The sequence below is a fragment of the Sorangium sp. So ce327 genome (assembly GCF_051530205.1).
GTDB lineage: Bacteria > Myxococcota_A > Polyangia > Polyangiales > Polyangiaceae > Sorangium > Sorangium cellulosum_B.
The window spans coordinates 9,004,733-9,017,080 of record NZ_CP150330.1 but is presented as its reverse complement, the minus strand read 5'-3'; the positions used below and the strand labels follow the sequence as shown (position 1 = coordinate 9,017,080).

Here is a 12,348-nt window from a genome sequence, read left to right as displayed (position 1 = left end):
GGTCGAGGTTCGCCACCCGGTCGCCAACGATGGCCTATCACTTCGGGAGTTTGATGCCGAAAACCTCCATCTTGTACCTCAGCGTCCCGCGCGGGATTCCGAGTAGCTCGGCCGCTCTCCTCACATTCCCCCCCGTCTTTCGGAGCGCATCCTTGATGAGCTGCGCTTCCGTACGAGCCCGCTCTGATCGGAGCTTGCCGCCGGTCGCTTGGGTCTCGGCAAGATCCGACGGCGGAACTGCCACAGGGGCACCTTCGGCTCCCACCGGCAGGGCGTTCGCGAGCAGACGCGGCGGCAGATCCTCCAGCTGGATTTGATCGCCCTCGGCCAACACGACAGCGTGATCGATGGCGTTGCGGAGCTCGCGCACGTTTCCCGGCCAGCTGTACGTGCGGAGCAGCGCCATCGCCTCGGGGTCGATGCCACGCACGCTGCGGCCGTTGTCATCGTTTGCGCGTTTCATGAAGCGTTCCACAAACGCCTCAATCTCATCAGACCGCTCGCGCAGGGGACGCAGCTCCAGCTCAATCGTGTTCAGCCGATAAACTAGATCCGTGCGAAACTGGCCGTCCTCGACCATCGCCTTAAGGTCGCGGTGCGTGGCCGAGATGACCCGCACGTCGATTTTCGTCTCTTGGGTCGCGCCGACCCGGCGGATGCGGTGCGTCTCGAGGGTTCGGAGCAGCGTCTTCTGTACTTCAGGGTCGAGCTCGCCGACCTCGTCGAGAAACAGTGTCCCTTTGTCAGCTGCCTCGAAATAGCCCGGCTTTGACTGATCGGCACCGGTAAAAGAGCCCTTTTCATGGCCAAAGAGCTCCCTCTCGACGATATTGCTAGGGATCGCGCCGCAGTTTACCGCGATGAACGGCTTGCCCGCGCGCGGACCGCGCTCATGGAGAAAGCGTGCGAGCACCTCTTTGCCCGTACCGGTCTCGCCCTTGATATGTACGGGAACGCGCGCCGAGGCCACGCGCTCGGCCTTACTGAACAGCTCTCGCTGAGACGCGCCGATGATCGGGGCGTCTGAGCTGTCTACGTCCCCTTTCGACCGCCGGCTGGTCGACTCATCAACGACGGGACATTCCAGGGTCGCGCGGCCCGCCGCCTCGCGTGCTCGGTCGACGAGCTTCGGCGCCGAGCTCCCGGCCTTCTTGTAGACGGCCAGGCCGACGCGGCGAACTCCGCCTTCACCGGCGCCGTAGGCGACCGCTGTCGCCATCCGAGCGGCGTTCTCCGCGCTCGCCTCGGGTAGCAGGATCAGCGCCGTATCCGGCCTGCACAGATGCACGCGATCAACAGCCCTCAGAGTCGCCGGAAGCTGCATGGCCCACGACCCGGATTTGGTGCTCGCTATTTCCGCTTCACCGGGGCGCACTGCAATGATCGCAAAACTTCGGTTCAAGCACTGCGCACGCGCGAGCTCAGCGTCGAGCTCCCGATAGAAGGCCGCCTCGCCCAGCACAATCGACGTGGCGACGGGACCGAGGGCGACCACATGAGCGCTGACGTTTCCCAGCATGGCCTCTCCACCCGGCGTGAGCATGACGGGCCCGTCGATCCGCTTGTGGTTCACCCAGGTTCCGTTGGTGGAGCCGAGGTCCTCTACGAGGACGTAGCCGTCGACGAACGTGAACCGCGCATGCGGCTGGGAAATGATGGTGTCGGGGATGCAGAGATCCGCGGGCGCGCGTCGGCCGACGACCATCGTCGGTTGGTCAGGATCGAGCCGCATCGCTTCGACACCGCCCCGATGGCAGAACAAGACGGAAACGCCGTGGGGCCGTGGTCGTGCGGGAGGCCCATCACCGCCGCCCGGGAGCTTCTCGGTGCTCGTGTCGTTCCGTCCGTCGTCGTGCCGCTGGTCGTCCATAGCTCTTCCCCTCGTGAAGATTAGAGGCGCAACCCGTCCGGCGTCGATGCTCAAGATGCCCGACGGGCTCCCCGCCGCGTTCGCCTCAGGCGGTGATGCTCTGTCCGCCCTATCCGCCGCTGCAACAGGATTCCGCTCTCCCCAGGGCGAGGCCGCGGCCGAACTGGTCGACCTTGCCCGCGAACGTGATCGGGGGGCACGATGATGTCCGGCGCTCTGCTTCCGCATCTCCTCGCTCCGCCCTCCTGGGTTCGACGGCCGCTCGATCGCGAGCGGCGTGTCCTCTGGGCCGAGCGCGAGCAGCACGCAGTGCGGAACGCGGCACTCCGGGGGTTCGCTCTTGATGTCACCGCGGCGCGCGACGACATGCAGCGCGCGTTCCGGCGCCAGGCGACTGAACGCGCGCACCCGGATCAGGGACGCGATCGCGTGTGGCTCGAGCGGCGGACCGCTGCGCGCTCCCAGCGCTCCTGCGCTGCGATGGCGTCGTCGGCGGCTCGGACGCCGTCGACGAAGAGCGCCGCGTCCGCTGGATGGTTCAGGTCGAGGCCGAGCCGGAGCAGCACCGCTCGGTCGCGTGGTGGCACCATGCGGAGGATCTCGGCGGCAGAGCGGCGCACGGAGGGCATGGGGGGAAAGTAGCAGCCCGGGGGCAGCGACGGAGCGCCCCGCGAACGAGGCGGCGCTGTTTCCCCCTGTTCGACCGCCTGGACGCTCGAAAGCGACGGCGACCGTGGCGCGTCGACGAGGATCCGGTCCCTGTTTCCAGCCCTCCCGGAGCATGGGCCCGCAGTTCAAGGAAGTGTCACCGCAGCTCCCGGTCAGAAGTGTTACCAGGGCTCCGCTCGTACATGCTGCGCGGCCTCGGCGACCTCCTGCGCAGCCCCGGCGGTCCTGCTGCGCGGTCCCGGCCGCCCTCCTGTGCGGCCTCGGCGCCCTCCTGCGCGGCCCCCGCGACCCTCCTGCGCACCCATTTTGGTGTCCTACCGTACGGTACCGTGGCTCCTGCGCGGCACCGGCAACCCTCCTGCGCACCCATTTTGGTGTCCTACCGTACGATCACGTGGCTCCTGCGCAACCCCGGCGCCCTCCTGCGCGCCCAGTTGGTTGCCCTGCGTTGCCATGGCTCGACGCCTGCGCGTGGCCGTCGCCGCTGCTGCGCAGCTCCGGCATCCGTTTGCGCGGCGCCTCTGTCTCCTTGCGACCTTGCGCTTGCGAGCTTGCGACGAAAACGTCGGTATCGTGCTCTCCTGTGACCCGAAGCCTCGGTGGCGCCGATTCCCTCATTGAGCGACCGCCCCTCTGCTCGGAGGGGCGCTGACCTCGACAAGGAGACATTTCATCGCCATGGCACCGAAGGCAACCACCGCAGCTTCATCCAGGACCAAGAATGCCCAGAACACGCGCGCTTCGAGCGACGCCGGAGGCGCGCACCGCTCGTCGGGCGGTGCGCCCGAGTTCACGCTGAGCGCCGAGCGAGAGGCCGAGCTGCTCCGAGAAGCCGAGTCGCTCGGCGATAACGCCTCACTCTTTCCAGGCAAGCTCGCTCGACGCGTCATCTGGGCGAGCCGCATCCAGCTCGCCGCCGAGCGCGACGCGGCGGATCTCGTGCGCACGCCGTTCCCCGACGACGAGCCCCCGCTCACGCGCGAGGAGATCCGCGGGCTTCGTGAAAAGATCGAGCTCCTGCGCGTCGTGCAATCGCGCTGGCAAGCGGCGCAGCAGCGCCAGGAGCGGGCCGTCGCGGCCTTCCAGAAGCCGGCCGCCGAGGCCGCCCAGATCAAGCAATCGCTCCTCCGCTTCTTCGATCTCCGCTTCAAGAAGAGCCCCGAAGGTCAAAAGCGGCTCATGGCGATCCGGGCGGGCAGCGGCGACGCGGATCTGGTCCAGGACGCCTCCGATCTCCTCTTGCTCTGCTCCGAGCACGCGGAGGCCGTTCAAAAGGCGCCTCGCGACGAGGCCGCCGCGGCGGATCGCCTCCGCGAGCTCTCGCCGGTGCTCGCGCGCATGCTCGCCGACAAGACGCTCTCTCTCGAGGCGGTGCGCTCGCGCAAGCTCCGCGACGCCGCGTACACCCTCGTCGTGAACGCCGAGCGGAAGCTGCGCGCCGCCGCGGAGTACTGGTACGCGGGCACCGACAAGATGAAGGACTATGCGCCGTTCCCCGTCTCCCGCGGCGCCTACGGCGGAGGAGAAGAGGAGGGAGAGGACGGCGGCGAGCCGGAGGAGGCCGAGCCGGACGGCGAGTCGGAGGCGGGCGAGTCGGGAGACGACGAGCCGGGCGATGAGGGGCAATCGCCCTGAGCTCGCGCATCATGATCGCCAGCGCCCTCAGCCGCGCCGTCGTCGTCGGGGATCTCGTTGCGGCTCGTGTCGTGCACGAGGCGAACGGCAGTCGCGCAGCGCACCGAGGGCCTTTGTGCGTCGCTTGTAGAGCGTAGAGAGAGGTAGCCCCGCGTCTTCTGCCACCTGGGCCATCGGGATCCCATCCAGATCGTGTGCCCTGAGAACAAAGCGCAGCTGCGGGTCAAGCTCGTTCACCGCGTCGATGGTGCCCGTTCTGACGCTGTGGGATTCCATCGCAGCAGAGGCATCCGGTGCCGGATCGGGCACATCGATCAAATCGACGAGCTCCTCCCTGCGGTGCTGCATACGTTCGCGATAGTGCGCGGCGACGTGCACGGTGATCGCGTTCAACCAGCGTTCAGGCCTGCCGCGCTTCGGATCGAACCTGGGCCAGCTCTCCCAGGCGTTGAGCCAGACTTGGCCTGCGACGTCGGTACGATGGCACACTGGGACCCCCAGCCTCCGCAGCCAGCGCAGCACGGCTCGTACGACCGCCGGGCAAAACAGGCGCGCGTACGCGGCGGCGCGCTCGTCTTCATTCATCACGTTTCGTCTCCTGGACGCGAACATCCTTGTCTGGACGCAAGGTAGATCTCGGCCTCGTGCTGTCCGACGACATCACCTGCGCCACCGCCCGCTGGCTGCCGGAGGGACGCCGAGGACTCAGCGAATTTGCGTCAGGAGCGCTTCACGCTCTGCGGCGAGCTGGCCTTGCGGAAACTCCCCTGCATGCGTCTCGAGCAATCGGCGCGCCTCTGCCTCTGCGACCGCGTTATGGTCCTCGATGGCCCTACGGGCCTCGTCGATGAGGCTCTGCTCGCGCTCGCTGACGGTTGGGACCACGGCGCGGACGGGGAACGAGGTACGACGAACCTGCGCGCCTGACGGAGCAGGCGCCCGTGCGTCTCGGTCCTGCGCCGGCTGCGCGATCTCCTGGGCGGTCGGCGCGGTCGGCGCGGCGGCCGCGCGCGTGGGAAGTTGGACTGGCGGCTGCGCGATCTCCTCCACCGCAAGTGCGGGCGCAGGAGTGCGCACCACCGCTGCCCGCAGCCACGACTCCGGGCTGAGCGAGTCCGGCAACGTCGCGATGACGGTGCCGGCCAGCACGACGACCGTCCCCTGCACCAGGATCTTGATGCTCAGGCGGCCCAGCTTGCTCAGCCACCCCTCGCGGCCCCGCAGATCGAAGGCGAACGGGACGCATGCAGCGTCGCCCCATCCGCGCGAGCGTTGCCGCGCCCTCCGGCGTTTCACCGCCGCGTCGAGGTCCTCGAGCGCTCGGAGGTAGTGTGTACTCACCGTCTTCGGGTTGAGCCCCAGCTCGGAGGCGATCTCGATGAGCGGCACCTCCTCGAGCCTGTGTTTGATCAAGACGTCGCGGTACTTGGGGTCGACCTGGTTGATCAGGTCGCGGAGGAGCGCCTCCCGCTGCTGCCTGCGGAGCATCTCTTCCGGGGTCGGGCACTCCGCCTGAGGCTCGTGATCGTCGAACGACGTCAGGACCTCCCCCCGACGGCGTGCGTTCCGGACGTGGTTCCGCGCCTGGTTCCGGACGATGGTGGCACCGTAGGCCGCCCGAGCCTCCCCGAGCTCGATCCGCTGATTCGCTTCCAGCTCCCGCAGCAAGGCGTCCTGCGCGAGGTCCTCCGCGTGTCGCGCAGGGACACCGAAACGCCGCGCGAGGCGCCTGAAGAACTCGAAGCCGGTAGGGGTGCTGCCTGGCTCGCCCATAACCGGTAAAACACCTGAGCCGTGTGGAGGGCTTCAAGAAAATGCAGGACGGCTCCAGTATCGGTCGGATAGAATGCGACATGTAGGCGCGGATCCTGCGACAGCAAGGCAGGGGCGGCCGCATTCCCCGATCGGGCGGGATTTTCTCATCGGAACGTTCAGTTCATGCGACTTTCAGCGCCGTTGACGCGCCACGGCTGGCGTAAGTACCGTCGTGCATGCGTTTTGTCGCGCAATCGCTCTGGATATCCTTGATGCTTGGCGTCGTGGTCGGCACTACGCATCCGGTCCATGCGGAGGACCGGAATTCGGCCCCCGCACGAAGCGACGATTCGATCGTAAAGGACCATCTTCGCCGCGCCCGGCGAGCTCGGGCATCGGGAAAGTGGACCGAGGCACACGCCGCGTACAAGGCGGCCTTCGAGGCGATCGACTCGACAGCTGTTACAGAGAGAGAATCCGCTGAGATCGCTGGAGAGCTGGGCCTTTGCGAGCTCAAGTTGCGCAAGTTTCGTGACGCAGCGGAGCACCTGGCTTGGAGCCTTGAGCGGCGCAAAGCGCTTTCTCCTGAGCAGCAAAGAGGATTCGCGGACGGACTGGCCAAGGCCGTTCCGTTCGTCGCGACGCTCTATCTGTCGGTGGATCCGCCGGATGCCGAGGTGTTCATTGACGGCAAGCCCATCGGCTTACCCAGGCGGACCTACAGACTGTTCTTCGAGCCTGGCAAGCACATGGTGCGGGCCCGAGCACCGGGCCGCGAGGAAGGCTCCCAGACGCTGGACGCGCAGGCGGCGACCGAGCCGACCATGACGATCCAGTTGCCACGCGCGGCCGAGAGCAGCGCCAAGGACAACGCGCCCGCGGTGCCCAAGCCCCCGAGCGCATCGCCCCCTGCGCGCCCGCAGGCTCCCGGGCAGCCTGCGTCGTGGCCGACGACACTGCGCATCGCGGGGTTCGCCGTCACAACGGCCACCCTGTCCGCGGGCAGCCTGCTCATGATCCGGGCCACGAATCTTGACGGCGATCTGAGCGAACGGCGCGACGGGCTCAACGGCGGTGCGACGGCGAGCGGGTCCAGGTGCTGGCAAGCGGCGGACCGCCCGGCGTGCGCTGACCTGCTCCGCCTCCGAGACGAGCGCAACCTGTCCGCGGGCGTGGGCACGGCCATGTTCATCGCCGGCGGTGTGATCGGGGCAGCGACCGCCGCGTCCTTCTTCACGGACTTCTCCTTCCTGGGGCTCACGCCGGTTCAGGATCGGATCCACGCCTCGCCCGTGGCGACCGGGCGAGAGATCGGCGTGATGATCGAGGGGCGGTGGTGAGGACATCGGGGGCCGAGAAGATGAGTTCGAGGGAAGGCCGGCGCGTGGCGACGTCGGTCGTCGCTGTCGCGATCTTCATGTGCGGCGCGAGCATGCTGACAGGGTGCCCGTACTCCGACCCTTGCTGGGAGGTGGAGGCGTGCGAGCCCGATCCGGTGCCTCCGCCCGGTCCGTGCGAGGGAGAGCCCGGCACGGCGCCGGCGCTGGATGAATGCGGGGTGTTCGTCAGCGAGCAGGGCGACGACAACAGCCCCGGAACGAAGGGCGCGCCGGTGAGGACGTTGCAACACGCGATCGGGCTCGCCGCGCACGGGCGAGGCCATGGCGAGGAAGCGACCCGGCGCGTGTACGCCTGCGGCGGGGAGTTCGCGGAGACGATCACGCTGCCCTCGGGGGTCGACCTCTGGGGCGGGCGCCTGTGTGACGGCGGGGGTTGGTCGTACGAGGGCTCATTCGGCGGGCCCGATCACCCGACGATCATCGCTCCGCCGGGGGGGATCCCGCTGAGGGTCCTAGGGGTGGAGGGTACGGCGCTCGCGGGGGACAACGCGACGTCGGTGATTGCCGGCGTGCGCGTCGTGGCGGCGGACGCCTCGGCGCCGGATGGAAAGTCGTCGATTGCCGTGATTTTGAGCACGGGGGCCACGGCGATCGTGCAGGATAGCGTGATCGTCGCGGGCAACGGCAAGGACGGGGAGCCGGGAGAGGACGCGGACACCGAGCGGGCGGCGGACGGCATGGTGGGGAACGACGGCGTGGACGCCTGCACCGCGGACTCCCCGACGGGCGCCCTTCCGGTGGTCACCGTGTGCGACGATGGCATCGAGTCCATCGGTGGATATGGTGGCGACGGCGGGCTGGAGTCGGGGAGCGACGGGGCCTCGGGAATGCCGACACCCGCGCAGATTTCTGAGCGCGATGGCCACGCGGGGCTCGGCGCGGACCTCATGCGATGCAGCGAAGGGGGCGATGGCGCAGATGGTCCCGACGCCGGTCGCGCGGACGGCGCGGTGGGCGTGGGCCACCTCGGCAAGGATGGATGGATCGGCGTCCGGGGCGAGGATGGGAAGCTGGGCGGCACCGGCCAGGGGGGCGGCGGCGGTGGCGGCAGCAAGTCGCGTGGGGACATGGTCGCGTGTCGGGCAGGCCTGCCCCAGGGGGGCGCCGCCGGCGGCTCGGGAGGGAGCGGCGGCTGTGGCGGTCGGGGCGGCTATGGCGGCGGCTATGGCGGGGCGGCCATCGGCATTGTCGTGCTGGACGGCGCGGAGCTGACGATTGGGGCCAGCGACGTGATCACGGGCAAAGGCGGCGAGGGCGGGGTGGGCGGGACGGGCCAACTGGGGGGGCTCGGTTGGTCTGGTGGTCATGGGGGCGGGACTTCTGACGCTCGCATGTGGACGGGGTGCCCTGGCGGTTGGGGAGGCAACGGCGGTCGCGGAGGTGATGCCGGCGGCGGGCTCGGAGGCGCATCCGTCGGCATCGCCTACGTCGTGCCCAACTTCGCCATTCGACCCGGAACCAACATTGTTGCCGGACCCGCCGGTAATGGGGGCCTCGCGGGGAACGCCGGCCCGGGGGACCAGGTGGGCAAAGGGGAGGACGGCCCGTGGGGGGAGCTCTATCATTTCGGTGCGGCAAGCGAGCCGCCCCATTGATTCGCGCTTCGCGAGACGCTGCCAGCGAGGGATGCCGATGCGCCTGAATTCCGCGATTCTCTTGGTCCCTCTTCTCCCGCTCGCCGCGGCCGGTTGCGGCACGGCGCCGGGGGTGAACGACCCTGACGGCGCGCCGCCGTGCGGCCGTACGTCGACGTGTGCCGGGGATCCGATCCCCGATTCGGTCTGCCTGGAGCATCTCGCGGCGGGGCGAGCGATCGACGGCTGCGGCGTGTTCGTCAACGATCCGGTTCTCGGCGGTGACGACGCGAATCCCGGCACGAAGGACAGGCCGGTGACTACCCTGCCGCGCGCCATCGAGCTAGCGCGCACCGGGCGCGGTCGGGTGTTCCTCACCCGCAATGCTTTCGTGGAGTCCATCACGCTGCCCTCCGGGATGGATCTCTACGGAGGCTTCGACTTCTTGGAATGGGAACGGCCGCCCGAGATTTCAGATCCGGTGTACGGCACGGCCAAGCTCGTTGGCCCCGTTGGGCACACCCCGCTGACCATCGAGCCGGCGCGGGCCGGCGATACGGGGGCAGCGGACGGGGTCTCGATCATCGATCACATGTTCATCCGCAGTCCAAGGCATATCGGGGTGATCGTTCGGTCGGGCGCCGTGGTGGAGATCATCGGAAGCACGATCGAAACCGAGCAGGGATTGAGGGGCAACGATGGGGAGAAATGGCCGGGACGGGCAGCGACGGGGCCGGACGGGCAGTATGGGGAAGACGCGTGCTCCGCAGCGACGGTTCCGGGTGGGGCCCCGCCGGTGAACTCCTGCGAGGGAGGGCTCCCGAGCGCCGGTGGCAAGGGAGGCGATGGGCTCGCAGACGGCGCTAGAGATGGGGCGGACGGCGAGCCCGTACCCCAGCCGAACCCCAACTACGATGGGGAAGGAGGACGTGGCAACCGGGCAGACGGTGGTTGTAGCAACGGCGTCGCCGGGAAGAGCGGTATGTGGGGTACCGCCGGTGCACCCGGCACGGGCCGCGGGCGGATCGATGAGACCGGATGGCACCCCGACAGGGCCGGCGACGGCGCCCGGGGGATGCCGGGCCAAGGCGGCGGCGGGGGCGGCGGCCGCAGGGGCGGGCTCGCGGTGTGCGACGCGGCGTCCAAGGGGGGCGCCGGCGGCGGCTCCGGAGGCGCGGGCGGCTGCGGGGGGCGGGGCGGCCGAGGGGGCGAGAACGGCCAACCGAGCATCGCGATGGTGGCGCTCCACGCCAAAGTGACGGTGCGCGATAGCATCATCACCGCCCGCGACGGGGGCAAAGGCGGCGACGGCGGGGAGCCGGAGGAAGGGGGCTATGGCGGCCGAGGCGCACCAGGAGGCGCCGTGGGGGACGGCACGTGGTCCTGCGAGGGTGGCAGCGGCGGCCTCGGAGGCGAGGGCGGCTACGGCGGCCCCGGGCGCGGCGGCGACTCGATCGGCATCGCCTACCTCGACGAGGACCAGCTCACCCTGGAGGGGGTCACCTTCGAGCTGGGACTGCCGGGCGTGGGCGGCACCAGCTGGAACCACGATGGCAGCACGACGATGGGGCCGAGCGGCGAGGCCCACGAGGCGCTTCGCTTCGCCGAAGCCGAATAGCCGCGGTCACGTCTGGGGGGGACGGCGCCGGCGAGGCCAGGTTCGAGGCGAAGCGGCGGGGACCGCTCGTGGCGGAGGTCGACGGGTTCAACCTGCAAACTGCGGTACGGATCGAGAGCTGGGACGATGAGGGGCGGGAGCGGCTCGTCTTCCTGGCTATGATTTCGAGCAGACCGTCGCGGTTGTCGTTGGCCGAGCCCTCGGGGGCTCCATCACCGCGCGCACACCTCGGCCGCCGCGCGCACGCTCGACACCGCAGGCGCACGCGTCAGCGCGAGGACCTCGTCGACCGACCACTGATCGCCCGCGTGCTCGCCGTACTTGCTCGCGAGCACTCGGCCGTCGGGCGCGACGAGCCAGCGGCGCTCAGGTTGTGGTTACGACGGTGATCTCGCCGGTCGTGTACAGCGCGGAAGTGTCCCAGGCGAGCCCTGGGGCGAGCGGCAAGGCGATGTTCACGGAGGCGAACGTCCCCGTGAGGTCACCGCTCCAGCCGAGCAGAACGATGGTGTCCCCGGCCTGGAACGACACGGACCCGGCGGCCGGCAGGACCTCCAGCGCCCCATCGAGGTGGACGTCCCCATCCACCTGGAGGAGCGGCGAGGAGCTCGAGCCTGCGACCGTGATGCGGAGGGCGGCGCCCGGCCCCTGGCTGTAGGTGCCGGCGATGCCGGTCGAAGGGTAGACCTCTCCGACGGAGAGCTCGCCGGCCTGCGTGTTGGCGAGATCGCCCAGGAAGCTGCCGGTCTCGAGGCGCCCGCCGGCGAAGTCGAGGTCGCCCGCATCGACGTCGATCGCGCCTGCGACGAGATCGCCCTTCGCGAGCCGCACGGAGGGCCCCAGATAGGGATAGCCGCCGAACAGCAGCCCTGTCCGGAGGAGGCCGCCGATCCTCACGGAGGCGCCCTTGTCGATCAGGAGCGACGGAGACTGCGACAGAGAGGCGAAGATTGAAACATCGCCGCTGTTCAGCCATGACGCATAGACGTCGTTCACCTCGACGAAGCCACCTCCGAGCTCCGAGCGGATCTCGGTATCTTCTGAGGTCAGGGTCCCATAAGCGCCGACGGTGAGCGTGCCATATCCGTGGTTCGATCCCACCTGAAGGAGCCCCTGGTTGGTCCAGGTGCCGCCCCAGCCTCTGACGCTCGCGCGGCTGTTCATGAAGCCATCGCCGCCGATGCGCGCGTTCACGGTGGAGAGCTGGCCGCTGCGAATGTCCAGCAAGCCGCGGCTCCTCATGCCCAGGACGAACGCCCCCGTGCTCACCCACCTCGTCGCGGTGCCCGTAATGATGGCTTCGCCGGTGCAGGTCCCGCAGCTGGGGCCGAGGATGCCGCCGAAGTAGACGTCGTGTGAGAAGAAGCTCGCTCCTTGTTTGAGCTCCAGGGTTCCATGCCCCTGCGTGCCGATGTAGGTCGTCGTCCTGCTCGTCAGGGTGGCGTCGTACCCCTCGACGAGCGCGCGGCCAGAGTTCGTGTCGCCTCCGATGCCCACCACGAGATCATCGGTGATCGCCTCGGCGCCGTGACGGATGACGATCCGACTCTCGAGATCGTCGCCGACCTCGATGGATCCGTTGTTGATCCAGGTCGAGCCATACCCGTCGACCAGGATGATGCCGGGATCGTAGCTCGCCCGCACGGTTGCGCCGGGGCTGATCAACGTCCCGCCATCGGTCACCTCGACCGCGCCGGTTCCCACGCGGAGCCGGTTCGGTCCGAGGTCCCATGGGTCCGTTGGGTTCTGAGGCGATACGTCTCCCCAGATGGTCACGTCGGCAGAGGCTGGGCCTCCGACGCTCATCGATGCAGCCGCGATCAGCGC

General features: G+C 69.0%; 9 protein-coding genes and 1 pseudogene. 4 read left to right on the top strand and 6 right to left on the bottom strand.

Annotated elements, in window-relative coordinates; all coding sequences use genetic code 11:
• Positions 1-37: 37 nt before the first annotated feature.
• On the bottom strand, positions 38-1,870 hold the full coding sequence (locus tag WME95_RS33675) for a sigma 54-interacting transcriptional regulator (protein ID WP_437903472.1): 1,833 nt from the start codon (positions 1,868-1,870) through the stop codon (positions 38-40).
• A 413-nt stretch (positions 1,871-2,283) separates the two neighbouring features.
• A complete protein-coding gene (locus WME95_RS33670; protein WP_437903470.1) occupies positions 2,284-2,460 on the bottom strand; it encodes a hypothetical protein in 177 nt (58 codons plus the stop codon).
• A gap of 757 nt (positions 2,461-3,217) precedes the next feature.
• Here WME95_RS33670 and WME95_RS33665 point away from each other — a divergent pair.
• Positions 3,218-4,174, top strand: a complete 957-nt coding sequence (locus tag WME95_RS33665; RefSeq protein WP_437903468.1) for an ATPase — start codon at positions 3,218-3,220, stop codon at positions 4,172-4,174.
• Positions 4,175-4,201: 27 nt separating this feature from the next.
• Here WME95_RS33665 and WME95_RS33660 read toward each other — a convergent pair whose 3' ends face one another.
• A complete protein-coding gene (locus tag WME95_RS33660) occupies positions 4,202-4,759 on the bottom strand; it encodes a sigma-70 family RNA polymerase sigma factor (RefSeq protein ID WP_437903466.1) in 558 nt (185 codons plus the stop codon).
• Positions 4,760-4,879: 120 nt separating this feature from the next.
• A complete protein-coding gene (locus WME95_RS33655; protein ID WP_437903464.1) occupies positions 4,880-5,947 on the bottom strand; it encodes an RNA polymerase sigma factor in 1,068 nt (355 codons plus the stop codon).
• 218 nt (positions 5,948-6,165) lie between these two features.
• Between WME95_RS33655 and WME95_RS33650 the strand changes: the two genes are divergently transcribed.
• The 3 genes from WME95_RS33650 to WME95_RS33640 are packed head-to-tail and all read left to right on the top strand — an operon-like array spanning position 6,166 to position 10,521.
• The gene (locus WME95_RS33650; protein ID WP_437903462.1) at positions 6,166-7,269 is read left to right on the top strand and encodes a hypothetical protein; all 1,104 of its coding nucleotides are present in this window, start codon (positions 6,166-6,168) and stop codon (positions 7,267-7,269) included.
• Between the two features lie 20 nt (positions 7,270-7,289).
• On the top strand, positions 7,290-8,924 hold the full coding sequence (locus WME95_RS33645; RefSeq protein WP_437903460.1) for a hypothetical protein: 1,635 nt from the start codon (positions 7,290-7,292) through the stop codon (positions 8,922-8,924).
• A gap of 37 nt (positions 8,925-8,961) precedes the next feature.
• Positions 8,962-10,521 (top strand): hypothetical protein, encoded by a 1,560-nt coding sequence (locus WME95_RS33640; RefSeq protein ID WP_437903458.1) that lies wholly within the window; start codon positions 8,962-8,964, stop codon positions 10,519-10,521.
• A 212-nt stretch (positions 10,522-10,733) separates the two neighbouring features.
• Here WME95_RS33640 and WME95_RS33635 read toward each other — a convergent pair.
• Both WME95_RS33635 and WME95_RS33630 read right to left on the bottom strand, forming a co-directional pair.
• Positions 10,734-10,880 (bottom strand): annotated as a pseudogene (locus WME95_RS33635) (AhpC/TSA family protein); the annotation flags it as partial.
• Between the two features lie 7 nt (positions 10,881-10,887).
• On the bottom strand, positions 10,888-12,225 hold the full coding sequence (locus WME95_RS33630; RefSeq protein WP_437903456.1) for a hypothetical protein: 1,338 nt from the start codon (positions 12,223-12,225) through the stop codon (positions 10,888-10,890).
• Positions 12,226-12,348: the final 123 nt, after the last annotated feature.